The sequence below is a fragment of the Ruegeria sp. SCSIO 43209 genome (genome assembly GCF_019904295.1).
Taxonomy (GTDB): domain Bacteria; phylum Pseudomonadota; class Alphaproteobacteria; order Rhodobacterales; family Rhodobacteraceae; genus Ruegeria.
The window spans coordinates 1-25,439 of sequence record NZ_CP065360.1 but is presented as its reverse complement, the minus strand read 5'-3'; the positions used below and the strand labels follow the sequence as shown (position 1 = coordinate 25,439).

The window sequence follows — 25,439 nt, the reverse complement described above, 5'->3', positions numbered from 1 at the left end:
TCGCAAACAGACCCGGAACCAACCAATGCTAACTCTGCCTCAGCGCCTTGATCTGATGAAACTTGCGACGGATATCGCAAAAACCAAGGCCAGCTGGTCCGAAGAAAAGCCGACCAAACTGGAAGAGGAAATCCTATCCATTTATGAGAGGCTCAGGCCAAGTGTCGAAAGCGGCAGCGCCTTTGAGAACACCAGCATGTCTGATGTGAAAACCGCCGTTGACGTCGCCTCGACCATCGACGGATTTCTGGAATAGCCGGTCCTTGTTTTCAAGGCCAAACAATGCCGTTTCGCATCAGGATGTTGCGTGCTCACAATTCTAACAACTATCAAGTGCAATCGCCCCGACCCGAACCTCAAGTATGGTTCTCGCACACTTCGCTAGCAGCGCGCTTTCCTGCCTTCGCTGCGATTGTGAAAACTGGCGCTAAATGTATTATCTCTAACGGGGCAAAGTGGAATTGGGTTACACTTGTACTAAAGTCAGATTTGAGATTTTTGACCCACTTGAGGATGCCGTTATAGACAATAGACTGCGAACCTTGCGACCGAGCATCAATTCTGGACGACACAGCACAATGCCCCAGTTGCATCGCATACCAGACCCTTCTCAAAAGTATTTTTATTTTTCTGATGACGAGCAAGCACGGAACCTGAGCCTGAGTTGATCTTGCTGAGCGCGTTTTCGAGAAAGTCGACGCGAACACCCGGCGCCCACGCCACGTTGTTGTTGGGAACTGCAGGTTCCGCTGCACATATCGCCAACACTTCGTCTTTTAGACTAATTGGTCTCTGTGACGAAGGTACGTTTCTAGCAGGTGAGAGATTCCATCCGAACATTTGGTGGTAGAAGTTGTCCGGGAATGCGCCGCCGCGAGATAGGTAGTGTTCGTGCGTAAACTGGCGAGCGGGGACAGGATAGTCGTGACGCAAAACTGATATACCGAAGAATGCGCCAAGCGGATCACGTAAGAGGCAGTTCCGGCCAACCCCCGGAACTTCAAAGGGAGGTTTCACTACTGATCCTTCAAGCTTGACGGCGAGTTTGGCGGCCTGATCTACATCTTCGACTTCAACATAAGGAATCCACCCTTCAAAGAGCACCTGATTTTGAGAAACGACCCCGGCCCCTGCCTCTCCATCGAGAGTTGCGAGGACAAAATCTCGATGGCCGCCGCCCCATGCGAAATCTGTGGCGTGTTCGACAATATAGCTCCAACCTGCCACGCTTTCGTAAAATGACCTGGAAGCTTCCACATCAGGCGTGAAAAGATCGTGCCAGACAACTCGGCCAACTTTTTCTTTTGTCACCGCGACTTCATCCAAACTGTTTCCGTTCGCCATAACTCTCGTTTGCGGTCCAAATATTGATGCAGATCAATTTGCGCGGTTCTGGTCCGTGAAGTCACTCAATTCAGTGGCTCCGTTGGCGGTCAGCCATTCTGCAAATTTACCCATAGCATCCGTTGCGGGGCGATCCGAAGGCTAGGCGAATCAGTATTTACCAGCGTTAACGGCTTCACTGAAGGGTTGTATCAGGCGACCGTGTTCGGTGTAGCGTTCGAACAAGGGCACAGATAACAAGGCCGCCCCAGTATCAAAGGTGGCCAACTCGGCAAGGGTCACTGATCTGTCCAGAATTGGTCGCTTTACACGCGGGCAAATCGTTCCAACTGCTTCGAACCAACCTGGCCATCCGGCACCACGAATTACGACGGTACCGCGTCGGCTGCATATTGAGACAGGAATTCCTCTGAGGGTGGGATCTGAGTGATAACATCAATCAGTACCCCGTTTGGATCGCGATATATCGCATGGCGTTGGCCAAACGGCTCGCTCACAAGTGACTTTGCCACCGGAACTCCTTCCGACCGAAGTCGTTCATCCACTTTGTCGACATCCTCGACTTCAAAATTAAGGATCATGCCCGTAGACGCACCGCGGGAAATCTCCGGGATCGTCTCGTGGTCCGACTGGACGATCGCGAGGTTGACCGACGAATCCACTTCACTTTGTAGATGCACATACCAATCCGCCTCGAATGCCGAGCGGAAGCCAAAGTGACGTTTGTAGAACTCTGCCGTCTCAGAAACCGTTTCAGACTGAATGACCGGATAATATTGAGTGACACGCATTTTCGATCTCCCTAACTTACATGCATTTTGTATGTATCATAGATTTGCAAATACATGCAAGATGTATGTAAGGTGCTTGTAGTGATATTCGGAGCCGCTAGATTTGCCCACAGAAAAACCCGCCCGACGCAGCCAGGCAGACCGACGCGCCGAAACGCGTGCCAAACTCGTAGAAGCTGCCCGAGAACTGTTTGTGAATTCGGGATTTGCCGATACTGCAACCCCAGACATCGTGCGTAGGGCCAGCGTAACCCGCGGCGCGCTGTATCATCATTTCAAGGACAAGGCTGACCTTTTCCGCGCCGTCGCAGAAGAGGAGGCCAAAGCAATCTCACACCATATTGACCAGGAAACGCGCAATGTGGCCGATCCCGAACGGGCCATGGTGACAGGATCGAATGCCTTTTTTGATGCGATGTTGGTTCCAGGTCGGGTGCGCCTCCTGATGGAAGAGGCCCCAGCGGTATTAGGGCACAGCACCGCTGTCGCGTTGACCCGGGCCAATGGAACAGAGGAACTTCGTGAAGGGCTTTCGCGGGCTCTTCCTAAGCATTCACCAAAACAGATCGATGCTTTGACTAATTTGTTGTCGGCCGCGTTTGATCGCGCCGCTCTTGAGATCGCCTATGGGGGCGATCCGGAGGTCTACAAGGAGGTTATGAACCATTTGATTGGTGAAGTACTCAAGGGCAACTAGCAGACCTCGGAAGCCCCGCAGTATGGGTCCCTACCCTTTCTTCCGTGAGTTACTCGGCCCAGAGCCGACATCCAACCCGCCATATTGATGCTGCGGTTGCAGCCCGCATTGCAGACTTTCGCGGCGTCTATGCGGCGGTACCGAACGCAATCGATTAAACCGTAAGACATTGGTGCTGGAGTAAGACTAACCATAAACACCCATCTAGGACGCGCAGAATCTCGTGTCGATCTTACCGGAGTTGATCCGTTTGACAGGCCCAACATTCCATTGATTATAAGCGCATGACCAAAGCTCAACGACCACCAAAGCCAAAACCCAATCCTTACACCCCGGAGCCGAACCGCTATGAGCGAATGGTTTATCGGCGATGTGGGCGGTCGGGTGTGAAGCTTCCTGTTGTCAGCTTGGGCCTGTGGCATAATTTCGGTGCGGACTCGACGCACGAAAACAAGCGAGCAATGTGTCGGACCGCATTCGACCATGGGATCACTCATTTTGATCTGGCGAACAACTACGGTCCACCACCCGGATCGGCAGAAGAGGCATTTGGCGAAATCCTAAGAACTGATTTCGCGGGCTACAGGGATGAATTGATCATTTCCTCCAAAGCAGGCTACGACATGTGGCCGGGACCCTACGGAGAATGGGGGTCGCGCAAGTACATGATCGCGTCCTGTGACCAATCACTCGCGCGCATGGGGCTTGATTACGTCGACATCTTTTATTCCCACCGCTTTGACCCCGACACGCCGCTCGAAGAGACGATGGGCGCGTTGGATCATATCGTACGGTCGGGTCGCGCGCTCTACGCAGGTATCTCGAGCTACAACTCCCAACGCACACGCGAGGCGGTGAAGATTCTCAACGACCTTGGCACACCTTGCCTGATTCACCAGCCTTCTTACAATCTGCTCAACCGTTGGGTGGAGCGGGACGGTTTGCTCGATACCCTGAACGATCTTGGGGTAGGATCGATTGCGTTCACGCCGCTGGCACAAGGCATTCTAACGTCAAAGTACCTGCGCGATATTCCGGATGGCAGCCGTGCTACACAAGGGAAGTCGCTACTTGATGGCATGATCAACGAGCGATCTCTGGCAAGTGTGCGTGCTCTGAACGACATGGCTGAGGCACGCGGGCAAACTCTGGCGCAAATGGCCCTGGCCTGGGTGTTAAGAGGCGGACGCGTAACGACCGCGCTTATTGGTGCGTCCCGGCCGGGTCAGATCGTAGATTGCGCAGGCGTAGTCGATAACCTCGCCTTCAGTGATGAAGAGTTGGCAAGGATCGATGCAATCAGTTCGGAAGAAGATATCAATTTGTGGGCTCGGTCGTCAGAAACAGAATGACCAATCTTATAATTGCTAAAACCCGAGAGCATTTGGAACTTGAGGCCATTGGCGGCTGCAGCTTCTGCAGCTCGGATAAATAACTATCAAGACTAACCGGCCCGAAGCGGACTCTCAGCACCTCGGTCGGATGCTGCGGTCGCTACCCACTTTTCAGACATTCGCTGCGACTGCAAACCTGTCCTTGGAAGTATGCCCTTGAGGATCGTTGGATGCGCTCACCACAAGAAGGTCGGCTTGTATACTCATGTGACAAACCGTATCGTGATTTGGCTAATCGTCGAGCGACATTGAGCGAGCAACAGAACCGTGTTGATACGGATAGGAACTAAGGGGCAAAGAACCCGCATTGGACGCGAATCTTCGATATGTAAGCCTATTCAGCGGATGCGGCGGCCTTGATTGGGGCTTCGAAGCCGCAGGGTTTTGGAGTAGCCCCCTGAAAGTGGTCCACCAACTGGGATAGGTTATCCCTCAAATTGGAGGATCAGCGATGGCTGGGAAACGAGAGAAGCCCGAAGAGATTGTCTCGAAGCTTCGGCAGGTTGAAGTTCTGCAAGGACAAGGCGCGACGATCGCCGAGGCGGTTCGCCAGATCGGTGTGACGCAGCAGACGTTCTATCGATGGCGAAAGCTTTACGGCGGGATGGGGCGGTCTCAGCTTGCCCGGCTGAAAGAGCTGGAGAAAGAGAACCAGCGTCTGCGTCGAGCGGTGTCCGATCTGACGCTGGACAAGCTCATTCTCGCTGAAGCTGCGAAGGGAAACTTCTGAGCCCTTCGCGTCGCCGGCAATGCATCGATCATGTGCGTCGGGAGCTTGGCGTTTCAGAGCGCCGCGCCTGCCGCACGCTGGGACAGCACCGCTCCACACAGCGTAAGGTTCCACAAGGTCGCGCCGATGAAGAGCGCCTGACGGACGACATCATCGAGTTGGCCGACAAGTATGGGCGCTACGGCTATCGGATGGTGACGGGACTGCTGAACAATGCGGGCTGGCACGTGAACCACAAGCGGGTCGAGCGCATCTGGCGACGTGAAGGGCTGAAGGTTCCGCAAAAGCAGAAGAAAAAGGGCCGGCTGTGGCTGAACGATGGATCGTGTGTGCGCCTGCGGCCCGAACGGCCCAACCATGTCTGGTCCTATGACTTCGTCCAGGATCGCACCCATGACGGTCGGGTCTACCGCACGCTCAACATCATCGACGAATACACCAGGGAGGCTCTGATGATCCGCGTCGATCGCAAGTTCAACTCAACGGATGTGGTGGATGCGCTGACCGATCTGTTCATCCTGCGCGGCCCGCCGGAATACATCCGATCCGATAATGGCCCTGAGTTCATTGCCCGGAAGGTACGGGATTGGATTGCCGCTGTTGGCGCGAAGACGGCTTACATCGAGCCGGGATCGCCCTGGGAGAACGGATACTGCGAAAGCTTCAACGCCAGGTTCCGCGATGAACTGTTGAACGGCGAGCTATTCTACAGCTTACGGGAAGCGCAAATCCTGATCGAGCAATGGCGCGCTCACTACAACACCGTCAGACCCCACAGCGCTCTGGGATACCGCCCACCCGCGCCAGAAAGCGTCGTCCCGATGGACCAGAGGCCCACGATGCACTAACAATCAAACCGGACCACCTGTTCGGGGCACGCCAGCTCCTGGCGGGAAGAGGGGTTACAGCTTCCGCAGCGCCACAAGAAGCGCAAGCGGCTCTACCACAAGGACAGCTCGATCATCCGATTGAGGTCAACGCATCCGAACCACGTCTGGGCCATCGACTTCGTCCACGACAAGCTCAGCAATGGGCGCAGTTACAAGATGCTGACGGTTCTCGATGAGTTCACGCGGCAGGCCTTGGCTGTCGTGGTCCGCACCAAGATGGGTGCCGACGATGTTCTCGAAGCACTCTATCCACTCCTGCTGCACCACGGTTCCCCAGAGTATATCCGATCCGATAATGGCCCCGAGTTCGCAGCAAAGGCGATGCAGGGCTGGCTTCGACGCGTTGGCATCAAGCCGATCCGCATTTGCCCGGGATCGCCCTGGGAGAACGGATACAACGAGCGGTTCAATGGAACATTGCGGCGAGAGGTTCTCAATGCGGAATGGTTCATGACGACCAAGCAAGCTCAGATCGTCATCAATCACTGGCTCAAGCAGTACAATCACACCAGGCCGCATCAGGCACTCAACATGCGCCCACCCGTTCCTGAAACCCTATTAGAGAAACCCCAGATCAGTGGCCCAGACACAGGGGGCTAGACAGTTTGGTGACGGACGTAGTGCCAGTTCATTCCGGCGCCAATTCAACCTTCAATCCATCCAAAGTTTCATCGAATTCGATCTGGCAGGACAGGCGCGAGGTTTCGGTGACCGCGTCCGCGAGATCCAGCAAATCCACCTCCATATCATCCTGTGGGTCCAGGCGAGCGATCCAGCCGGGCGCGACATAGACATGACAGGTCGCGCATGCGCAGGAGCCGCCGCAGGCCGCCTCGATGGGAAGGCCGGCATCACGGATGATTTCCATGATCTTCAGACCTGGCCGGGCTTCTAGCGTATGCTCTGACCCGTCTCTATCCTTCACATGGATCACGGACATTTACTCCTCCTGGGTGGCTTCTGCATCTCTTGGCCGCGCGCATCGAAATATCTTGGCAAAATCACGGGCGATATCGCCGACATGGGTGGGGTGCGACAACGTTTGTTCCGCCGCTTCAGTAAGCGACTTGTCAATCCGTGTACCTCCATAGTGGTCAAGTAGGGATTTCATGAAACTTGCTGTGAATTCCGGATGATACTGGACCGACAAGGCAGGAAACGCGTAGGCGATGCGACCAATCCGGCAGCGCGGGCTTCCAGTGACGTGACGCACGCCGGTGGGTATTGACTGCACCTGGTCCTGATGAATCGCAAAAGCCGCGAGGTTGTCGTAGGTGTCAGCCCCTAACACCCATCCGTCGCCTGATTTCTCGACTTGGGCGCCATAGGCGTGCGCCATGATCTGATGGCCGAAACAAACGCCTCCAACCGGAATGTGCCTGTCCCTGAGGTGTCGAAGAAACCCGGCCAAGGGCGTCATCCATGACAGATCATCATACACTCCGTGGCGGCAGCCGGTAATCATGTAACCATCGAAGCTGTCGGCGTTTGGCAGATTGTCGCCACTATGAACCGCGAACCTGTCCCATGTCGCTTCGGGCAGGGCTGGGAATAGCCACGTCTCGAACATGTCGGCAAAATCGCCGTGTTCCTTCTTCATCTCGTCGGCAGGGACATCGGTTTCGAGAATGCAGATGCGCATCGCTACGCAATCCCCTTGCTCGTGTTGTCGCGCACGGTGAAGACAACCGAGATGATGATCAGGATCAGCGACATGAGTACGATGATCGTGCCGACCGCGTTGATTTCCGGCGTCACCCCGCGCCGCATGGTCGAATAGATATACATCGGAAGCGTGTTGTCTCGGCCAGTCAGGAAGAACGTGACCGGAATCTCGTCGAAGGACAGGACGAAGGACAAAAGTCCGGCACCAATGAGCGCGGTACGAATGTTCGGCAGTGTAACATGGATGAATGTCTGCAGCGGGTTTGCACCCAGATCCGATGACGCTTCCGACAGAGATTTGGGCAGCCGTTGAAGTCGGGCAAAAACCTGTGTCACCACGACCGCGAGAAGCGCGGTGGCATGGCCAAGGATGACGGTTTCGAGACTGAGGTTGAAGCCGAACATCTTGAACATGTTGAGCATTGAGATGCCCGTCACGATCCCCGGCAGCGCGATAGGTAACAGTAGAAGCCGCCGGAAAATCGTCTTGCCGGGGAAGCTGAACCGGTGGAGTGCCAGCGCGGCGGGTACGCCCACAAGCAGCGTCAAGCAGGTTGAACAGGTGGCAACGTAGAAACTGTTGCCGATGGCTGTGAGCAGCTGCTCGTTCTGGAACAGTTGCTCGTACCAGTGCGTGGTGAATCCGGTCAGCGGCCAGGTCAGCGTCCGGTTGTCATTGAAACTGTAGATGATGAGAATCCAGATCGGCAGGTAGAGAAACGCCATGACCAGCGAAACGATCAGGACAAATCCGCTGTCAGCGGCGAGTCGGCCACGCCTGGCGGGTGCAGTGGCAACAAGAGTGGTGGAAGCGGCGCTCATAGTTCGACCTTTCCGGACTGTTCAAACCGGTCGGAAAGCGAAATGATTGTCAGCACAATGATCAGCATCACCACGGCCAGTGCCGAACCCAGAGGCCAGTTCAGCGCCGCCCCGAACTGCGAGACCATCACGTTCGCCACCATCTGGCCATCCGGGCCGCCCACCAGAAACGGCGCGATGAAATCTCCGAAGCTGAGGCAGAACGTCATGGTAAATCCGGCCACCACACCGGGCATCGAGAGCGGCAGTGTGATCTTCCAGAACGTCGCGAAGGCGCCCATGCCCAGATCTGCCGACGCCTCACCAAGATTGCCGGGGATCTTCTCAAGCGCGGTATAGATGGGCATGACCATGAAGGGGATGAAGATGTAGGTCAGCGTTAGCACCATCGCGAACTGGTTGTACAGGAAGATCCCGGACGGCTCATCAATGATCCCGATGTTCATCAGAAAGGAATTCAGGATACCCTCGGTTCCCAGAATGGTTTTCCAAACATAGGCGCGCAGCAGGTAAGAGACCCACAAGGGGGCGATCACACCCATAAACAGGAACACGCGGATAGTGTGGTTCTTAAGTCGGAAAACCAGGAAATAGGCGAAGGGATAGGCCAAAGCCAACGATGCAACCGACACCAGCGCCGCGATCTTGAGCGTACGCAAGAGCACCTGCACGTATTGCGGGTCGGTCAAAAGCGTCCAGTAATTGCCGAACTGGAAGGCAGGAACGAACAGCGGGTATTTCTTGATCCAGAAGCTGTAGGTCAGCAGCACGCCGTAGGGCACCAGCATGAACAGCACGATCCATAGAATCGGGATGCCCAGGACCAGCTTGGCGGAATGACGCGAAAGGAAAGTGCCCCCCATCATTCAATCCTCGGCGTCAAAGAGAAGTACATTTTCGGGCTCGACTCCGATCCGGACCTCGCTGCCAATCGCGGGCGCGTCTGCCCTTGCCATTCCAAACGGCAGCATCGCGTCCACGTAAAATTCGGTTCCATCGGGCAGTATAACGGCAGTGCGCAGGCTGGTGCCGTGGTAGATGTGTTCGCTGACCGTGCCGGCCAAAATATTGCCCGGAGCCGCCGACCCGTTGAGGAAGCGCGCCTTTTCCGGGCGCACACCGACGCGCACGCGATCGCCCTGTGGCACCCTGTCAAACTGGGTTGTCAGAATCTGGCCGGCCACATCCAACCGGGTTTCATGTGCGCTGCGTTGAGTTATACGGGCCGGCAGAAAATTGGTTGTGCCGATGAAGTTCGCCACATAGGGCGTCAACGGATGCTCATAAAGCTCTTCGGGCGTGCCGTCCTGGGCGATGCGCCCGCTTTCCATCACGATGACGCGGTCGGACATGACCAGCGCCTCGGTCTGGTCGTGAGTGACCATGATGAAGGTAATCCCCAGCTTGTCATGCATGTGCTTGAGTTCGACCTGCATTTGCTCACGCAACTTGGCGTCCAGCGCCGATAGAGGTTCGTCCAGCAGAAGAACCTTGGGCTCGCGCACGATGGCGCGGGCCAGCGCTACGCGCTGTTTCTGGCCGCCCGACATCTGGTGCGGCTGCTGGTCAATCTTGTCGACCAAACCGACAAGTTCCAGCGCGTCTTCCGCTTTGCGCCGGGCTTCGTTCTTGCCGATGCCCTTCATCTTCAACCCGTAGGCGATGTTCTGCCCAACCGTCATATGCGGAAAGAGCGCATAATCCTGGAACATCATATTCACGTCGCGCTTTTGCGGTGGCAGGTGAGTCACGTCCTGCCCGGAAAGTGTGATCGTGCCCGTGGTCGGCATCTCGAACCCGCCGATCATCCGCAACAAGGTGGACTTGCCGCAGCCCGATGGGCCTAGAAGCGTCAGGAACTCTCCGTCCGCCACGTTGAGGTCCACGTGCTCGACCCCGATGACAGAGCCATAGTGTTTGCTGATTTTCGAAAGCTCGATGATTGCGGGCATGGTTGTTCAAGCCTGTGATTTGAACGGCGGGGCAAGTCCACACAAGCCCCGCCGCACGTTTCCTTGTTACTGGGCTTTTACCGAGTTCCACGTATTGGTGTAGGTCTCGAGGCGTTCGCCAAGCGGCTGCCAAAGCAGCAGGCTATCGAGATAGTCCGGATCGGCTTGGTGCAGCGCTTCGAATTGCTCAGGCGGCATGCAGGCCTTGGCCGCGACCGGGTTGGCGACGGAATAGCCGTTCACATTGGCAACGCCGCACTGGCCCAACTCGCTCAGTTGCATGTTGATGAACTTGTAGGCGCATTCGGTGTTGGGTGTGCCCTTGACGACCATCCAGCTGTCCATCCATCCTTCAGCGCCTTCCTCGGGGATGAACTCGGTCACCTCGATGCCCTGCTCCGCCAGAAGCGCCGACTGGTAGCCGCCCCAGGTATTCGAGATCACCACCTCGCCGCCCGCGTAGAGATCGACCAGTTCGCCCGCCGTCGCCCAGTATTTGCGCACCAGCGGTTTCTGTTCGACAAGCTTGGCCTGCGCGGCGGCCAGTTCGTCGTCGCTGAGGTCATAGATGTTCATGTTACCATTCAGTCGCGCGGCGACATAAAGCGCCGATTTATCATCCCATAGCGAGATCTTGCCTGACAGGTCGTCGCTCCACAGTGCCTTGAGGGAGGTGGGCGGCGTGTCGAAGGCATCGTTGCGATACATGAACGGGATAGACCCCCACGTATAGGGCACGCCGTAATATTCGCCGCCCTCCTGGATGCCGTCCTGATCCAGGAATTTCTGGTAGATGTCGCCCCAGGCGTCGACTTTCGACGTGTCAATCGGTTCCACGAAACCCGCGTCGATCATCAATTGAGTTGTGTCTATCGACGGCGTGATCAGGTCGTAGACCCCGCCGCCCGCCGCCAGTTTCGGCGCGAAATCGTCGTTCGAGCCGACATAGGTCGCGTTTACCTTGCACCCTGAGGCCTCTTCGAACGGCTTGATGAAACTGTCGTCAGCATAGCCTTCCCATGTCAGGACGTTGAGCTCTTGTGCAGAGGCCGCGCCGCCAGCCAGAACCAGCGCGGCAACGCTGGTGGTCAGTGTCAGGTTCTTCATGTTTCCAACTCCCTGTTGGTTCTTTTGATTTTCGCCGGTGCTTCGGGTTTTCCGGTTTTGTACGACGCGGCACCGGTCTCCGCGCCTCGTGTCATTGCGGATCAGGGGACGCAGTGCAGATAGCGCTCCACATCCCAGTTAGTGACCTCGCGCAGGAATCGGGTCCATTCGTCCTGCTTGTACTCTTGGTAAAGGTCATAAAGTTTGCCCGGCATAGCCGAACGAATGACCTCGTCCTTCTCAAGCGCCTCCAACGCGTCGCGAAGGTTAAGCGGGATCAAGTTCACTTCTTCTTCACCGCTCATCCATATTTCGGTCACGTTGCGAGCCTCTGGTTTGCCCGGATCGATCTTGTTGGTGATGCCGTCATCCAGCGCCTTGATAAGTGCGCCGCAGAAGAGGTGAGGGTTGACCATGGAATCCACAGCACGAAATTCGAACCGGTCGGGAGATGAAATCCGGACAGCACAGGAACGGTTTTGCAGCCCCCAGTTCGCCCCGATCGGAGCCCAAAGCCCGAAATCATTGAACCGACGATAGGAATTGACGGTTGATGCACCAATTGCGGTCAAAGCGTTGATATGTTTCAAGGAACCGCCGAGCGCATGATGGCCTAACTCGGACGGTAGCCAATCCCCTTCGGTGCTTTCGAATTCGTTGGTCCCGCCGACCGAATATTCCCAGTTTTCCTCCATACCGGGTAGGTCGTCCTTGGTCAGTTGCTGCACCTCGCGCTGCCCCCCGGTCCATAGCGAGCAATTGTGATGACAGCCATTGGCAGCGTAACCCATATAGGGTTTGGCCATGAAACAGGCGATCAATCCGCGCTGGCGTGCGACTTCGGCGCAGATCTGGCGATAGGTCGTCATCCGATCGCAGGTCTGCAGCGCGTCGTCGAACTGGTAGTTCAGTTCGACCTGGCCGGGGCTGTCCTCGCAATCGCCCTGGATCATGTCCAGCCCCATGGCGAGCGCGTAATCCGAGACCTGTTTCCAGACCTCGCGAACCTCCTCGAACTGTCCGATATGATAGGCGAAAGGTTGTGTCATGCCCTCGAAAGGCTGCACTTCGCCCTCCTTCGGCTTGAGCCACAGCATTTCCGGTTCCAGTCCGACTTTCAGGTACAGGCCGTTGTGCTTTTCACGGAACTCGCGATCGAACCGCTTGAGGTTTCCACGCGTGTCGTACTCGTAGTATTCCCCAGGTTTTTCAGGGTCTTCGATGCCGTAGAAAAGCGTGCAAAAGACGCGCGCAATCCGCTTGTCCCAAGGCAATTGCACAAAGGTCTCAGGATCCGGCAGGGCGATGCATTCCATCGCATTCGCGTCAAACCCGATCAACTCGCCCTGAAAGTTCGGAGTAACGTTTGACACACCACCCATCCAGGTCTGCACGCCCTTGCGGGCCTGCGTTTCCCAGTGCCGGGCCGGTGCGGCCTTGCCCATCACCCGCCCGGTGATCGAAATATATTGGTAGTAGATATAATCCACCCCGAGCGCATCGATCTTCTGGCGGACGCGCTTTACCAGCTCGTCTCGTCCCTCTGCGTCACGTTCGCGGTGATAGTCTGAATCCGTTGGTATCATTCCGTTCGTTCCCCGTCGGTTCTTTTGTTTATGCTTCCAGGTATCGGCGCCGCTCATCGGCACTGACGGCCGTGCGCAGGCTTGCATCCTCGGCAAGGCAGGCGGCTGTGAAGTTCTGCACGAACCGATCACCGAACAATCTTGCTGCGGCATCGCTTTGCGCCATTCTGTGCGCCGCCTCGTAAAGATCGCGCGGGAACCGCTGTGCGCCTTCGGGCACATCATCAGGTCCCGCGGCCTGCGCCGCAGGGGGCGCGCTCAACCCCCGCTCAACCCCGTCAAGCCCCGCGCCCAACATCAGCGCCATGGTCAGATACGGGTTGCAGTCCGACGGAGGCGACCGGAATTCCAGCCGCGCCATGTCGGAGTCGGACGGCACCGAGCGCACGGCGGTGGTAAAGGTGTATTCCGCCCAGGTCACGGCCTTGGGCGCCCAGGATCCCGGCGCGAGGCGACGATATGCGTTAACCGAACTTGTGCACATCGCGAAGCACTCGGGCACAACGTCGATCATCCCCGCGATAAAGCTTTTGGCCAGATCGTTCGTGCGGCCGGACGCGTCCGAGAACAGGTTCGCGCCGCTTGCCTTGTCACGCAACGACAGGGTGCAATGGCCACCGATCCCGGGATAATCGGGCCCCAGGTACGGCATGAAACTGACGGTCAGGTCGTTCCGCCTTGCCCATGAGCGGGCTGCGAGCCGGAAGAAGGCCGCGTCATCCGCCGCGCGCAAGCCGCGCGTGGCTCCAAGCGTCGCCTCGAGGCAACCGGGGCCAAGCTCAACCCCAAGACCGAAGAGGCAGACATCATATCCCATGATCTCGGCTTCCAGGTCGCGGATCAACTCGGCATGGATGGCTGCGGTTGTTCCCGACCAGCATTTGTTGTCAGGTGCGAATTTTTCGAGGTTCTCGAATCCGCGCTCGCGCACGGACATGTCGGTTTCATCGAGCAGGATCAATTCGAACTCGAACCCGGCATCGACGACATAGCCCATTGCCTCGGCTCGCTGAAGCTGACGGCGCAAGACCTGGCGAGGCATCACCTCTTCCGGTTCTCCGGCCATTTCGGCGATGATTGCGACGGCACCGGGCTCTGCCGGGTAGCGGCGAATGCTGTCGGCGTCGATCTTCTGCTGTTCGGTATAATAGGACGAACCACCGATCAAATTGTCGGCGCTGTCCCAATAGGCAACCACGTTGGCGAACCGCGGGTCCTGCGTCCATTGCAGAAACTGGTCGCGCCGCAACCGCCTTTCGCGGAAGATCGAGGCGTAGTCAAATTGGCCGACATGGACGACCTCTGCCTCATGTTCTTGCAGCAGCTTCTCAAACAATTCGACGCTCCTCGGGGTCGAAACGGATCGGCAGGGACAGAGGACCCGTATTACCACTGTCTGGCAGCCATTCGGCGGGCCCGTCCGGCACCGGGTTCCTCAACCGCTGCGCCAGCATCTTCAGTGCCTCGGACATGTCGCCACGCGCGATGGGAGAGCCGATGCAATGATGCTTGCCGCCACCGAATCCGAAATTCGGCTTGCGTTTGACGGTGATATCGAAACCGGGTTCGAAATGCGTGGGGTCAGTGGCGGCAGATTCAGAAAATAGATGGATTGTCGTGCCTTGCGGGATCGCCAAGCCCTTGTATTCGAAATCTTCCATCGCCTCGCGTGTCACCCAGGTGACCGTCGGCCGAACGCGCATCACTTCCTCAACCGCCTGACGTCCGAGGTCAGGATCGTTTCCGAGAACTTTCCACTGTTCGGGATGCTCGACAAACGTCGCCATCGCCAGGCCCAGCTGGTTGCGAGTGGTGTCTATTCCGCCAAAGATCGACAGCACGATCATGTCCAGAAGCTCTTGATCGCTGAGTGAATCCTTGTCGGCATTGGCCGAGATCAGCGCACCGATGAAATCTTCCCGAGGATGGGCGCGGCGATCTGCGACGACCTCCCGGGCAAAGTCGAAGAACCACTCTGTGGCCGCATCCACGCGAGGCTCGTCCCGAGCATAGTTTACGCCAAGCGCATAGCCCATCTCGACAGCGTGGTCGGTCAGCTCGCGCCATTGGTCGCCGGACACCCCCACAAGCGAGCAGATCACCCGCGCGGCGTAAGGCTCGGCGAAATCCGCCATGAATTCGCATTTGCCGACCGACGCAAAGTTCGAGATCAGTTCGTCACACAACGCCTGGAACTCCGGGATCAGAGAACTGACCAGTTTGGGCGCGAAGGCCGGCGCGCCCAGCTTGCGCAAACGCCGATGATCGTCGCCCTCGACATTGAGCATGATCCGCTTCCACCATTGCGACCAAAGACCGGATGTGCCGTTGTGCTCCGGCCAGCGGTAGGACCCCTGCCGCAGCGACGGGTGCATGATCATCTCTTTCATCTCTTCGTAACGCAGCACGGCCAAACCGTACGGCGTTCGGGCAAACCAACTTTCCTCGCGGGCGCGGCGTACAGCGTCGGAGCGGGTAGAGAAGTTCGGATCGGACGGATCCAGAAACGGCGCATCGTCGATTTTCGGCACTCCCATAGCATTCCCACTGTTTGTTCGGCAAGTTTAGATCAGTTCCGAATATTCGCCGGATTTTTCACTGGACACAGAATGATCTGTGTGTCACTTCGTCGCAATCGAATTAAATTCGAACCAGAAGAGGTGAAAATGCCGCTTGACCGAACAGACCGTCAAATTCTCGAATTTCTGCAGAAGGATGCTCGGTTGATGAACAAACAGCTCGCGGCCGAAGTGGGGCTTGCGCCCTCATCTGTCCATGAGCGGGTGAAGAGGCTTTGGCAGGAAGGTGCCATCGAGGGAACCGAGACCGTGGTAAACCCCAAGCGCCTTGGCTTCGGGCTTGCCGCGGTGATCTTCGTCAACATCTCGAAAGAAGGCCAGGTCAACATCAACACACTCATGGAGGACCTTGTGGCGGTTCCGGAAATCCAGAATGTGTATCTTGTCACTGGCCGGTACGACCTTGTGGTTTCGCTGATCGCGCGCGACATGGACCACCTGAAGTCCATCGCCTACCACGCGCTGACCGAGCGCATCGAGATAACTACCTACGAAACGTCGATTGCCTACGAACATAAGCGCAGCGGAATGATACCGGTCGGCCTTGACCGATAAGACCAGCGTCCTTGCACGTTATGAATAACAAGCTGGAGTTGGTAGCGATTGGGAAGAGTGGCGGGTCTGTCCGCAAGTTGTGAGTCCACCTACTAACCAATCTTGCACCTGCATCGAATGTCCGAAGTACGGGCCGCGGCCGCAGCATTCGACAGGATGGTTCAACGGCAGCTTGGTGCCATTCGGTGCCGCTGCGGGGCTCGGCGTATGACTGGTTTGTCCCGCCTTGCGTGAATTTGTCAGCACTATCGCGAATGGCGGCAATAGCTCGAATTTAGTGCAATCATTTCAGCCACTCAGCCTGATAGTCCAGAAACAATGTCCCGCTGTCCGTCATCTCGATGCGAGGGACTTGCTCGGGTTCACTCCCCTGCCCCGGCTCAACAGGATACTGGTCGAGAACTCGGTTGTAGTCCTGCGCGGCCGCGGTCGCCTCCCACCGTATCCGCGCCGAGGCGTGGTTCAGGCAATTCAGGTAATCTTCGACGTCCGAGAAGTAGCTCCGATAAGCTGATCGGATTTCCCCCGCCCCGTATCCTGCATTCGACAAATAACCTGCATCCGGGCGAACGGGCTCAATACAGATGTCACTGTACCCTAATTAATCAGAATCTGCGGATTGGACGCCCTTTCGACGGTTTCTGGGGAGTGGAAAGAATGTGGGGATCAAGCCGCGCGAAGCTGCCCTTTGCCAAGCCTTCCGTCCAGAACCGCAGCTCTGACCGTTGCCACTCGGTGTGCACCTTGCGGTGACCAGCGCATTCGGCGTTTCTTGCCCATGCGAGCATTGGCGACGTCATTGACCAAGCCTTCTGCTCGAGAAGTCGAGACCGGTTTGCCGTTGCGCCGCCGATGATCATAGTCGACCAGTGCCGCGCGATTGTATTGCAGGTAGGTTTGCAGCTCCATTGTTCGCGAAACTGCCGAAAACGCTGCGTCGTTCGTTCTGCCAAAAGTTTGGCTTCGCACGTCTAGGCCAAATCTGAACAGTGCTTCAATGGCATCAAGCGCACGAGGCGTTTGGCCATGCCATATGCGCCAGCGCAAGCTTTGAACCAGCTTCTTGACCGCAAGATCCTCAGGGTCTTTAAGCAAAGAAAGCAGGGTTTGGAATGTCGTTTCCACATGTCTGATGCGTATTGAAATATGCCACCAGTCCAGGATGTGATTGACCTCCGCACCTGTGGCGTCCCGCACCAATCTTGGTAGTGCCGGGTCGCCATCGGACAGCACTGTCACCACAGAACCCTCATGCCAACCGGCCGCTTCCAAATTTCTTCGCAGATATTCGCGCGGATTGTCCGCACCGATCACACTCAGACCAAATCGGCGTTTCTCGCGACCCCTGTTCTCGATGGAACCAACGACAATCTCAAAGTTCCGGCGTTGATCTTCTGGTCTTGATCGAACGTAGGCACTATCCAGAAACACCGTAATATCGGAAGATTTTGAGCGCTGGTCGGCTTCGGATGCCTTGAAGTGATCGTCGCTATCAAGGTCATTAGCAACTGTTGCAAGTCGATTGCGGATCGTCACATGGTTCTGCTTGGAGCATGGAGTCAGTTCATTCAGAAGCCGCGCAGCGTCCCGAAAGCTATGACGCGCCCCCAATTCCGCCTGCAATCGCCGAATCTCAGGCGTGGCTTGGTCCGGCAAAAGCCGTGTCAGAGGAGAATGCGCGACTTTCAATGTTGGAAACCCTGGGAGTCCGCACATACATATCCGAACCCGCGGTGCCTCGACGGACACCCGACCGAAGAGCGTGGCGATGTGGCGCTGGCGGCGATCATGAACTGGTAGATATGTTCCACAGAAGCGACACACGCGAGCGATTTCGCTGATCTCTTCGACTTGGTCCTGAAGAAACGCGCGCTGAATTTCTTTCAGCAGCGATTTTGCCTCGGCCAGACACAGTCCGAAGTCTTCCTCCGATGTATCAATCGTTCGGCGTTCTAAAACACAAATCTCGTGTGATCTCGTCTCGCCCCAACCAAACTCTGTCTCCAACTTGATCCTGAATTTCATCACTATGCCTCCTGTTAAAACAAAGAGACCTTAGATCAGGAACGGCTGGTATCCCCACATTCTTTCCACTCCCCGGGGGCGCGTACAGCTGCCGCAAGCAAATCAATGTCGGCTTTTGACGCGGAGCTTTCCAAAATTGTGCTTGCAGCGAAGGACCGCTTCCCGCCCTTGGCGCCGGAATCTTCCATTTATCCCGGGTATTCCGATGGGTTTCCACGTGGCGCTGTGTTTTTAATAATGTGTTATTTTCAGCGCTATAGACGCTTTAAATATGTACTTTTCAAAGAGATTCTCTTGCCTTTTCTTTGAAATTATATGATTTAGGGCGTCATGAACGCTGGAAGATCGCAAAATTTGAAGAAAGTTCTCGACTCAGTGCCCGCGGGATATCTCGTCGATGCCAACTGGCTCACAGCCCATGGCATAGCCTACGAAACCTTTCGCGACTATGTAAAACGGGGCTGGCTCGAACGCGTTCACCGCGGCGTTTTCCGCCGACCTGTTCCCAATCCGCCAGCATCAAACACCGTTGACTGGAAGGCATGCCTGATCTCGATGCAACATATCATGGGCTATGATATTCATGTCGGCGGCAAAACCGCTCTCTCACAACAGGGCTACGACCACTACCTGCGTTTGGCCAATAACGCCCCCGTCTGGATCTATGGCTACAAAATACCCAACTGGCTCACGAAGCTGTCACTCAATGCACCTATAGAAACGCGCAATACGTCGCTGTTCGCTGACCAGGAACTTGGCGTTACAAATGACGACATAAAATCTGAAAACTCCCTCCCGTGGGACTGGCAACTGCGCATGTCGGCCCCCGAACGGGCTGTCATGGAAGCCATGGACGAATTGCCGGACCATGAGAGTTTTCACAACCTCGACATGGTGTTCGAGGGCTTGACGACGCTACGACCTAAGTTGCTCTCAGCGCTCTTGCTGAGCTGCAAGAAAATAAAGGTCAGGCGCCTCTTCTTCGTTTTTGCGGATCGCCACAATCACCCCTGGCGCAAAAGACTTGATGCTGACGCCTTCAACCTCGGGACGGGGGATCGAGCATTGGTCGAAGGGGGTCGGATACATCCGCGATATCGCATCATGGTACCCGAAGAGTTCGTCACGACAGGGGCAGAAAATGGCGCGTAGGAATTATGAATCCCAGGTAGCCCTTCTCGTGCGTGTATTGCCTTACGTCGCGAAGGAAGAGATATTCGCGCTCAAGGGCGGGACAGCAATCAACCTCTTCTATCGCGATCTACCGCGACTGTCGGTTGATATCGACCTGACATATCTGCCGATCAAAGAGCGTGAACAGAGCCTCGCCGAGATCAACGAAGCCATGGATCGTATCGCTAAGTCGATCGAAAAGGGTATCAGCGGGGCGAAGGCTCAAAGAATAAAAGGAGGTGGGGGCGGCGCCACCCGTGTGCTTGCGCGTCTGGAAGGTGCAGAAGTCAAAATCGAGACCTCGCCTGTCACACGCGGCGTTGTTCATGACCCCGAAACCCGGGCGGTCTCCGACGCCGTAGCAGACGCGTTTGGCTATGCAGAAATGCAGATCGTCTCATTCGAAGATTTGTTCGGCGGTAAGCTCCACGCAGCCGTGGATCGCCAGCATCCACGCGATCTTTATGATGTAAAGCTGCTCTACGAACACGAAGGACTGACGGATGATCTGTTCCGGACTTTCTTGATCTACATCGCCTGTTCGGCACGCCCGGCACACGAATTGCTGAATCCCAACTTGATCGCCCTAGATCAACCTTATGTGCGTGAGTTCGAGGGCATGACTAAGTCAGCCGTCGGTCTGGATGACCTACTGACTACGCGCAACCAACTGATTGCGGATATCCAATCTCGCTTCGACAAACCCACCAGACAATTCTTGCTCAGTCTGCAGGATGGCGTGCCGGATTTCGCCGAAATAGATCGACCGCAAGCCGCCAATCTTCCCGCCGTGCGTTGGAAGCTTCTCAATCTGGAGCGCCTGATCCGGGACAACCCGAAAAAGCACGTCGAGCAAAGGGAAGAACTCGAGAAACTCCTAGGTCGCCTCTTCGACTGATTTAAATTCAGAGTCCGACAAATTGAAAGCGCGGGGACATTTCCGCGCCGCTTACCCGCCCTTCGTGCCGTGTTTCAGCTCGCTACCCGTCCCGATCTAGCATTAACCAATATCGCGTGTATCGGAGTTCACCTGTTCGGGTCAGAGCCCCCTTCTCTACCAGGTCTTGCAGATCCCGCGTTGCCGTGGCGCGCGATGTTCCGGTGATCGAAATATAGTTTTCCGCACTCAATCCCCCTTTGAACCCATCTGGTCCAGCTTTGAACAAACGTGAGATTACTTTGCTTTGCCGGGCGTTGAACTGATTACGATACCGGTCATAGAAATGCGTCTTGGATATGAAGAAGCCAACGTGCTCAAGAGTCACCTGCTGGGCTATAAGGACGGTCTCGGCAAACCAGACGAGCCATGGCGTGACGTCCAGCGTTTTTTGATGGCGTTCGAGTTGGTCGTAGTAAGCCTTCCGCTCTCGCTCGATCGTGAAAGCAAGTGCAATCAGGCTTGGCTGACCAATGTTTTGCGCCAGGGACTTTTCAGCCAGCGCCCTGCCCAACCGGCCATTACCGTCTTCAAAGGGGTGAATGCTCTCAAAATGCAGATGGCTCAATCCGGCCCGGATCAGTGCGCGCAACGGTTCGGGACCATCCGGTGCGGTCCGGTTGAACCAGGTTACGAACTGGTCCATTTCTCCCGGAACCTGATGTGAAGGCGGGGCTTCGAAATGCACCGTTGGGCGGTCGAGCCTGCCCGAGACGATTTGCATCGCATCCTCATGGCTCCGGTATGCTCCAATCGTTTCCAGACGCCTTTCATAGGACAGGAGCATGTCATGCCACCGAAATAGGGTGCGATGTGATAGCGGCTCCGAGTAGGTGGAGTAAACATCCACCATCATTTCAGAAACCCCCTGCTCGCGCGGTTTGGACGGATAACTGTCGGGAGCCAGCCCAAGATGCCGACGTAAGGAAGATTGCACGCTGAGCCGGTCCAGCATCTCGCCCTCAATCGCGCTGGTCTTCATCGCTTCTTCGCTTAGCAGGTCGATACGCAATTGATCTCGATCCGATGTGTTCACATGATGAACCGCTCCAAGAACTTCCCCTGAGGACAACAGGAACTGTTGCTCATATGGTTCGAGTCTTGCGACATCGTAACGAAAGGTCGGCCAGTCAGGGTTCTGCCAGTTCCACATCGTGAGGTATAAGATTCCTTTCTATAGCTCACTATTTATGGGTATGTGATTTATAGAGGTCAATCCTATAGCTCACCTTTTTCAACCCTTTCGATCCAATCATCGATTGGGCGTATAATCTGAATACGTAAATCTTGTCCTGTTTCCTCAATTTTAAGCAGCATTGGAAGTCCGCGATAGCATTGCCTTTGGGGACAGTTCTCCCTTTTCGATCTTAGCCAGTAATGAAATCAGGTAAGCCCCTGGAGACTGTATGTTCTCAGCACGTTGAAAGATGTATCCGAGAACAATGAAGCGAATAGCTGGGCCAAACGTCGATTTCATTGCATACCAGGTTTGGTCAAGCCGTAGATACTCCGCGATTTCATCCATAAGCCGATCACAGTGGTGCTGATCTTTTGCAAAGCGTAGTTCTGAGCATAGCCGTGGAAAACTGCGCTCCATTTGGTCTGGAGAAACCTGAATCTGAGAAAGTTTTTCTTTCTTAACTTCCGGATTCAAAGAGTCCTCTTTGTGCCCCTCAATTTCACTGTCACTGCCCCTCAAATTTTCTGTATATGTCTGTGTTATCTCGGAGATTTCCACAGAGATTTCTGAGAGCAGCTCGCTGAGCACATTTGCATCTGGTTTGCGACGCAGAGCATTGCGTACGGTGGTCATCAAACCCGAGATTTTGGTGTCGTCTGCTAGGAGCTCCCTTAGGCGTGCCAGAGCGGCTGAGACTTTGTCGCGGAGTACAGTGAGCTCCAGAACTCGATCAGCATGCCTCTGGGCTTCCTGGATGAACTCAACGTGCCGTTCAGACAACGGCATCAAGGAGAGCCCAGTTGCTGTGACCACCCTGCCCTGTCGATCCCGGCGCGCCCATCGCTTGCCGTTTGCGCTCAATACGCGGCGGACAAGTCCAAGCTCAACCAGCGTCGAGATATGACGCTCAACTGTCTGCACGCTGACATGCGTTCGTTTGGCGATCGCTGCATTGGAAGCGAAGCAGATGTGATGATCATCCTGGTCGGCAGCAATCTGATCTCCGCCCACAAAGGAGATCATCGCTCTCAGGACATTGAGAGTTGTGGATTTTAACCCAAGAGGTTCTCTGGCCTCTTCAACGGCGCGAAGAAGTCTCCATTTTTTGGGCGTACAACTCCCCTGCCCTGCCGTTCCCGACAAGGTTGCTCCATTTGGAGCCGATGCTGTTAGTGTTTTCATGAGATTTTGTCAGCAGACAAAGAAAACCTGTTCACCCAGAGGCGTTTTTTATTGTGTCGTGATTCGCGGGCTGTTAGGGTTTAGGTGTCTAATCTATAACCACTAGTTGGCTTTCAGCCCTCGGAGCCTCAGGTTTCGGGGGTTTCTTTTTGCTTTTCTCCTTTTTGCTCGTTGCCTCATGTAGAGTTAACAGATGTTAACTCGCTTAATCCTTGGCGCTTTCTTTGAAACGCTCGTAGGAATCTTGAATGATTTGTCCAAGGTTGTCCGAAAGCCAGCTTGTATAGGCTTCATTGTCCCCTGCCCTTTTGATGGTCATGTTCACCGCAGAATTGCTGGTCTTGATGACAACGTCGGGCGCCGGTCGGACTTCCTTTGCTGCTTTCTTAGGAGCCAAGCTGCTTAGGAGTCCGTTTAACCGATCGTCTGAATTAGCAACGTTGAGCGTCTCTAGGAGCTTCTTAGCCTTGTCTGCTGTTATCACTCCTTTCCGCAACGCATCGGCTAGAGCTGTCCATTTGGGTCGCCCAGATTTCGGTGCTGGGCCAATCATATCCCCGAGATCGTCCGGAATATCATTTGTGACTCGCTCCAACTGTGACAGCGTGTTCTTGGAAATCGCTAGGGCTGTGATCGCTTCCGAGCGGTCATATCCCTGGTTTAGAATTTCGCGTGCGAACCGGGCTCTCTCGTAATAGCTGAGGTCAACTCGGGAAGAGTTCTCCAGACCCTTTGCCTGAAGTGCTTCCTTATCATCAAGCGTCCTTACCAACGCGCGAACAGGCTGGTTTAGATACTGACAAGCTAAGATGCGTCGGCGGCCGTAGATGACCTCGAAGTGACCGTCGACTTCCTCAGAAGGACGCAACAGGACGGGAACCTGTTGGCCTCCTGCGTCTTTTATGCTTTCAGCAAGTTCCAGAACAGCTGAGTCGACGTTCGCTTCAAGGTCGGAGTTAACAGGTGTTAACTCGATCCCAAGTCTATCTTTTGGACCCCACGGCAAAATGAGTGAGGTATCTATGTCTTGGATGCCTCCGGCTCCAACACGGACCGATGCAATCGTACCGCGTGGAAGTGCTGCATTGGCGCGTTCCGTCTTCGTGGGTGGAATTGGCGGGTTTCCGGCTGCCGCTGCAATCGCTGCAGCCATGCTGGTTTTGTTTTGTTTAAGTGCCATTTCAACGGCCCCATGCGGTTTGAATCATGTTTGATACTTCGTGCCCAACGGCATCCATACTTGATCGGGCGCGGTCATAGGTCGATCTCGTCATTTCCGATCGAACGACTTCGTACATTGTCATTTTCAGCATCGCGGCATCGGCAATGGCAGTGCTTCGCAGAGCAGTTGCACCGATTACTCGATCCTGAAACAACGCCCGCATTAAGCTAACAATTTGCTGAGATGGTGTGTCTGAGGGGTCGTCCCGTGTTATGAGGAACCGGAAGTTGTCATGGATAATCGGAATCCCCGAGTTTTCAAACTCTTCTAGATATGCCGAAGTCATTTCAAGAAACTGCTGCGTAGAGGCTACGTCCAACATGCTCGGTGTCAGCGGCACGATGACAGACGTTGCCGCGAATAACCCCGCCAGCGTCAGGAAGCCCAAAGAAGGCGGGCTATCGACAATGATCACATCATAGTCTTCCTCCACCGTCTCGATTGCATTGGCGAGCCGATTATAGAAAGGGACACCTTTTCGGGCGTAGACAGCAGTTTCCGTTTCAAATTCAGACAGGATCAACTGAGCGGGGGAAAGATCCAGGCCGGGGAAGTAAGTGGCCCGAATGCACTCGGACATTGGGACCGGATCCTCGTAGCGCAAAGCATCGTAGATTGAATTTCCCTCAAACTCGATCTCAGGCTGAATTCCGCAGAACCCAGTCAGGCTGCCTTGTGGGTCAAGGTCGATAGCCAGAACGCGATAACCTTGAAGCGCAAGATAGTGACAAAGGTGAATAGCTGAGGTGGACTTTGCACTACCTCCCTTGAAATTCATGAGTTGAATGACTTGAAGCCGATCGTTGTCGCGGCGGCCAGGGAGGTATTTGCCAGGCTTTCTCGAGCTGCCTTCAAGAATCTGGCGCATCGTTTTGATTTCGGCTCCGGAGTAGAAGCGCCGGCCACTTTTGATAACTTCCGGTTCTGGAAGAGAGCCCTCAGCATGGCCCTTTCGCAAGTATTGACCGGTCGTGCCAAATAGGTCAGCCACCTCTGTCGCACTGAAGAGGCGAAGTGTCTTTGACAACTCTGGAGAATAGGCCTGAGTTAAGTGGGTAGTCAGTGCAACTTGTAGACGATCGGAAATTTCACGTGTAACGTGAGACTGCGTCGTCGCAGCAATGGGTGTGGTCTGTAGCATAGTTGCAGTTTTCCTGCTCATTTTTGTTTGGTTGCGCAACTTGAGTACATTTAGGCACTCGTATTCCGATTCATGTCAAGAGAAAAATCAATAACTTGTGGGTCGCTGCGAGACCTGCACAAGCGTGCTGAAGTTAACAGCTGTTAACTCACGCCTCTGCTGAGCGCTTGAGAAGCGCTTGGAGGTTGCATCGTACCGGTAAGAATTCAGATTCCGAGCCAGTATTTTTAAGGATGATTGACCTCAGGTGCATTGTTGCTTCTTTGAGTCCTGCAAAGCGTACAATCTTATCTAATCTTCAGAAAAGTAACTAATCGAATGCAATGCTTCACGTCGCTCCAATACTGAATGCGCGGATTTACCTGACAAACGTTGATTATCTTTTGACGTAACAGGGCAGGGCGGGTGGGGTTCGAGTAACAGGATCTTTGCGCCAAAAAGATACTGATGTGGTTCTGTTGCCGATG

At 55.3% G+C, this 25,439-nt stretch carries 25 protein-coding genes and 1 pseudogene; 8 read left to right on the top strand and 18 right to left on the bottom strand.

Annotated features, from left to right (window positions below):
• The first annotated feature begins 25 nt into the window (after window positions 1-25).
• Window positions 26-256, top strand: coding sequence for a hypothetical protein (locus tag I5192_RS18290; RefSeq protein ID WP_170565561.1), 231 nt, complete (start codon window positions 26-28; stop codon window positions 254-256).
• A gap of 299 nt (window positions 257-555) precedes the next feature.
• On the opposite strand, the gene I5192_RS18285 is transcribed toward I5192_RS18290, so the two are convergent.
• The 3 genes from I5192_RS18285 to I5192_RS18280 form a co-directional block, all read right to left on the bottom strand.
• Window positions 556-1,344 (bottom strand): VOC family protein, encoded by a 789-nt coding sequence (locus I5192_RS18285; RefSeq protein ID WP_170565564.1) that lies wholly within the window; start codon window positions 1,342-1,344, stop codon window positions 556-558.
• Between the two features lie 150 nt (window positions 1,345-1,494).
• Window positions 1,495-1,626, bottom strand: a complete 132-nt coding sequence (locus tag I5192_RS22565) for a hypothetical protein (protein WP_255612179.1) — start codon at window positions 1,624-1,626, stop codon at window positions 1,495-1,497.
• Between the two features lie 83 nt (window positions 1,627-1,709).
• Window positions 1,710-2,135 carry a VOC family protein gene (locus I5192_RS18280; protein WP_170565567.1) on the bottom strand — a complete coding sequence of 142 codons (426 nt, stop codon included), beginning with the start codon at window positions 2,133-2,135 and terminating at the stop codon, window positions 1,710-1,712.
• A 103-nt stretch (window positions 2,136-2,238) separates the two neighbouring features.
• On the opposite strand from I5192_RS18280, the gene I5192_RS18275 reads away from it, so the two are divergent.
• The 4 genes and pseudogenes from I5192_RS18275 to I5192_RS18260 all read left to right on the top strand — a co-directional run.
• Window positions 2,239-2,832 (top strand): TetR/AcrR family transcriptional regulator, encoded by a 594-nt coding sequence (locus tag I5192_RS18275; protein ID WP_170683949.1) that lies wholly within the window; start codon window positions 2,239-2,241, stop codon window positions 2,830-2,832.
• Between the two features lie 284 nt (window positions 2,833-3,116).
• Window positions 3,117-4,184, top strand: a complete 1,068-nt coding sequence (mgrA, locus tag I5192_RS18270) for an L-glyceraldehyde 3-phosphate reductase (protein WP_170683947.1) — start codon at window positions 3,117-3,119, stop codon at window positions 4,182-4,184.
• Window positions 4,185-4,677: 493 nt separating this feature from the next.
• A protein-coding gene (locus I5192_RS18265) for an IS3 family transposase (protein WP_223118374.1) occupies window positions 4,678-5,804 on the top strand; the annotation gives its coding sequence in 2 pieces (ribosomal slippage) (window positions 4,678-4,942 and window positions 4,942-5,804; 1,128 coding nt in all).
• 48 nt (window positions 5,805-5,852) lie between these two features.
• Window positions 5,853-6,446: pseudogene (locus I5192_RS18260) on the top strand (IS3 family transposase); the annotation flags it as partial.
• A 28-nt stretch (window positions 6,447-6,474) separates the two neighbouring features.
• Here I5192_RS18260 and I5192_RS18255 read toward each other — a convergent pair.
• From I5192_RS18255 to I5192_RS18215, 9 genes are all read right to left on the bottom strand, one after another.
• Window positions 6,475-6,786 carry a 2Fe-2S iron-sulfur cluster-binding protein gene (locus tag I5192_RS18255; RefSeq protein WP_223118372.1) on the bottom strand — a complete coding sequence of 104 codons (312 nt, stop codon included), beginning with the start codon at window positions 6,784-6,786 and terminating at the stop codon, window positions 6,475-6,477.
• Window positions 6,787-7,488 carry a type 1 glutamine amidotransferase gene (locus tag I5192_RS18250; RefSeq protein ID WP_223118371.1) on the bottom strand — a complete coding sequence of 234 codons (702 nt, stop codon included), beginning with the start codon at window positions 7,486-7,488 and terminating at the stop codon, window positions 6,787-6,789.
• A gap of 2 nt (window positions 7,489-7,490) precedes the next feature.
• A complete protein-coding gene (locus I5192_RS18245; RefSeq protein ID WP_223118370.1) occupies window positions 7,491-8,333 on the bottom strand; it encodes an ABC transporter permease in 843 nt (280 codons plus the stop codon).
• On the bottom strand, window positions 8,330-9,199 hold the full coding sequence (locus I5192_RS18240; RefSeq protein ID WP_255612176.1) for an ABC transporter permease: 870 nt from the start codon (window positions 9,197-9,199) through the stop codon (window positions 8,330-8,332). The genes I5192_RS18245 and I5192_RS18240 overlap by 4 nt, the downstream gene beginning before the upstream one ends.
• Window positions 9,200-10,285 carry an ABC transporter ATP-binding protein gene (locus I5192_RS18235; RefSeq protein ID WP_223118368.1) on the bottom strand — a complete coding sequence of 362 codons (1,086 nt, stop codon included), beginning with the start codon at window positions 10,283-10,285 and terminating at the stop codon, window positions 9,200-9,202.
• 66 nt (window positions 10,286-10,351) lie between these two features.
• On the bottom strand, window positions 10,352-11,392 hold the full coding sequence (locus I5192_RS18230) for an ABC transporter substrate-binding protein (protein ID WP_223118367.1): 1,041 nt from the start codon (window positions 11,390-11,392) through the stop codon (window positions 10,352-10,354).
• Window positions 11,393-11,493: 101 nt separating this feature from the next.
• Window positions 11,494-12,978 (bottom strand): glutamine synthetase family protein, encoded by a 1,485-nt coding sequence (locus I5192_RS18225; protein ID WP_223118366.1) that lies wholly within the window; start codon window positions 12,976-12,978, stop codon window positions 11,494-11,496.
• Between the two features lie 28 nt (window positions 12,979-13,006).
• On the bottom strand, window positions 13,007-14,314 hold the full coding sequence (locus tag I5192_RS18220) for a glutamine synthetase (protein ID WP_223118365.1): 1,308 nt from the start codon (window positions 14,312-14,314) through the stop codon (window positions 13,007-13,009).
• A complete protein-coding gene (locus I5192_RS18215) occupies window positions 14,307-15,515 on the bottom strand; it encodes a cytochrome P450 (RefSeq protein WP_223118364.1) in 1,209 nt (402 codons plus the stop codon). Before I5192_RS18215 ends, I5192_RS18220 begins: the two co-directional genes overlap by 8 nt.
• 72 nt (window positions 15,516-15,587) lie before the next feature.
• Between I5192_RS18215 and I5192_RS18210 the strand changes: the two genes are divergently transcribed.
• Window positions 15,588-16,112 carry an Lrp/AsnC family transcriptional regulator gene (locus tag I5192_RS18210; RefSeq protein ID WP_370644466.1) on the top strand — a complete coding sequence of 175 codons (525 nt, stop codon included), beginning with the start codon at window positions 15,588-15,590 and terminating at the stop codon, window positions 16,110-16,112.
• Window positions 16,113-16,395: 283 nt separating this feature from the next.
• Here I5192_RS18210 and I5192_RS18205 read toward each other — a convergent pair whose 3' ends face one another.
• Window positions 16,396-16,662, bottom strand: coding sequence for a hypothetical protein (locus I5192_RS18205; RefSeq protein WP_223118362.1), 267 nt, complete (start codon window positions 16,660-16,662; stop codon window positions 16,396-16,398).
• A 116-nt stretch (window positions 16,663-16,778) separates the two neighbouring features.
• Window positions 16,779-18,137, bottom strand: coding sequence for an ISKra4 family transposase (locus tag I5192_RS18200; protein ID WP_223118361.1), 1,359 nt, complete (start codon window positions 18,135-18,137; stop codon window positions 16,779-16,781).
• Between the two features lie 330 nt (window positions 18,138-18,467).
• On the opposite strand from I5192_RS18200, the gene I5192_RS18195 reads away from it, so the two are divergent.
• Both I5192_RS18195 and I5192_RS18190 read left to right on the top strand, forming a co-directional pair.
• Window positions 18,468-19,289, top strand: a complete 822-nt coding sequence (locus I5192_RS18195) for a type IV toxin-antitoxin system AbiEi family antitoxin domain-containing protein (RefSeq protein ID WP_170514492.1) — start codon at window positions 18,468-18,470, stop codon at window positions 19,287-19,289.
• A complete protein-coding gene (locus I5192_RS18190; RefSeq protein WP_170514495.1) occupies window positions 19,279-20,208 on the top strand; it encodes a nucleotidyl transferase AbiEii/AbiGii toxin family protein in 930 nt (309 codons plus the stop codon). Before I5192_RS18195 ends, I5192_RS18190 begins: the two co-directional genes overlap by 11 nt.
• Before the next feature lie 82 nt (window positions 20,209-20,290).
• Here I5192_RS18190 and I5192_RS18185 read toward each other — a convergent pair whose 3' ends face one another.
• The 4 genes from I5192_RS18185 to repA all read right to left on the bottom strand — a co-directional run bounded on the left by I5192_RS18185 (window position 20,291) and on the right by repA (window position 24,972).
• Window positions 20,291-21,400: a Fic family protein gene (locus I5192_RS18185; protein WP_170514499.1), complete on the bottom strand. Its 1,110-nt coding sequence runs from the start codon at window positions 21,398-21,400 to the stop codon at window positions 20,291-20,293.
• A 153-nt stretch (window positions 21,401-21,553) separates the two neighbouring features.
• A complete protein-coding gene (locus tag I5192_RS18180; protein ID WP_170514503.1) occupies window positions 21,554-22,609 on the bottom strand; it encodes a helix-turn-helix domain-containing protein in 1,056 nt (351 codons plus the stop codon).
• 205 nt (window positions 22,610-22,814) lie between these two features.
• Window positions 22,815-23,789 carry a ParB/RepB/Spo0J family partition protein gene (locus tag I5192_RS18175; RefSeq protein ID WP_170514507.1) on the bottom strand — a complete coding sequence of 325 codons (975 nt, stop codon included), beginning with the start codon at window positions 23,787-23,789 and terminating at the stop codon, window positions 22,815-22,817.
• A gap of 1 nt (window position 23,790) precedes the next feature.
• Entirely contained in the window at window positions 23,791-24,972 is a 1,182-nt protein-coding gene (repA, locus tag I5192_RS18170; RefSeq protein ID WP_255612175.1) for a plasmid partitioning protein RepA, read from the bottom strand.
• Between the last annotated feature and the right edge of the window lie 467 nt (window positions 24,973-25,439).

Excerpts from the sequence above, each read along its gene's own strand:
- I5192_RS18290 (WP_170565561.1), top strand. The coding sequence starts at position 26 with ATGCTAACTCTGCCTCAGCGCCTTGATCTGATGAAACTTGCGACGGAT.
- I5192_RS18285 (WP_170565564.1), bottom strand. The coding sequence starts at position 1,344 with ATGGCGAACGGAAACAGTTTGGATGAAGTCGCGGTGACAAAAGAAAAA.
- I5192_RS18280 (WP_170565567.1), bottom strand. The coding sequence starts at position 2,135 with ATGCGTGTCACTCAATATTATCCGGTCATTCAGTCTGAAACGGTTTCT.
- mgrA (WP_170683947.1), top strand. The coding sequence starts at position 3,117 with ATGACCAAAGCTCAACGACCACCAAAGCCAAAACCCAATCCTTACACC.
- I5192_RS18255 (WP_223118372.1), bottom strand. The coding sequence starts at position 6,786 with ATGTCCGTGATCCATGTGAAGGATAGAGACGGGTCAGAGCATACGCTA.
- I5192_RS18250 (WP_223118371.1), bottom strand. The coding sequence starts at position 7,488 with ATGCGCATCTGCATTCTCGAAACCGATGTCCCTGCCGACGAGATGAAG.
- I5192_RS18245 (WP_223118370.1), bottom strand. The coding sequence starts at position 8,333 with ATGAGCGCCGCTTCCACCACTCTTGTTGCCACTGCACCCGCCAGGCGT.
- I5192_RS18240 (WP_255612176.1), bottom strand. The coding sequence starts at position 9,199 with ATGATGGGGGGCACTTTCCTTTCGCGTCATTCCGCCAAGCTGGTCCTG.
- I5192_RS18235 (WP_223118368.1), bottom strand. The coding sequence starts at position 10,285 with ATGCCCGCAATCATCGAGCTTTCGAAAATCAGCAAACACTATGGCTCT.
- I5192_RS18230 (WP_223118367.1), bottom strand. The coding sequence starts at position 11,392 with ATGAAGAACCTGACACTGACCACCAGCGTTGCCGCGCTGGTTCTGGCT.
- I5192_RS18225 (WP_223118366.1), bottom strand. The coding sequence starts at position 12,978 with ATGATACCAACGGATTCAGACTATCACCGCGAACGTGACGCAGAGGGA.
- I5192_RS18215 (WP_223118364.1), bottom strand. The coding sequence starts at position 15,515 with ATGGGAGTGCCGAAAATCGACGATGCGCCGTTTCTGGATCCGTCCGAT.
- I5192_RS18210 (WP_370644466.1), top strand. The coding sequence starts at position 15,588 with ATGATCTGTGTGTCACTTCGTCGCAATCGAATTAAATTCGAACCAGAA.
- I5192_RS18200 (WP_223118361.1), bottom strand. The coding sequence starts at position 18,137 with ATGAAATTCAGGATCAAGTTGGAGACAGAGTTTGGTTGGGGCGAGACG.
- I5192_RS18195 (WP_170514492.1), top strand. The coding sequence starts at position 18,468 with ATGAACGCTGGAAGATCGCAAAATTTGAAGAAAGTTCTCGACTCAGTG.
- I5192_RS18190 (WP_170514495.1), top strand. The coding sequence starts at position 19,279 with ATGGCGCGTAGGAATTATGAATCCCAGGTAGCCCTTCTCGTGCGTGTA.
- I5192_RS18185 (WP_170514499.1), bottom strand. The coding sequence starts at position 21,400 with ATGTGGAACTGGCAGAACCCTGACTGGCCGACCTTTCGTTACGATGTC.
- I5192_RS18180 (WP_170514503.1), bottom strand. The coding sequence starts at position 22,609 with ATGAAAACACTAACAGCATCGGCTCCAAATGGAGCAACCTTGTCGGGA.
- I5192_RS18175 (WP_170514507.1), bottom strand. The coding sequence starts at position 23,789 with ATGGCACTTAAACAAAACAAAACCAGCATGGCTGCAGCGATTGCAGCG.
- repA (WP_255612175.1), bottom strand. The coding sequence starts at position 24,972 with ATGCTACAGACCACACCCATTGCTGCGACGACGCAGTCTCACGTTACA.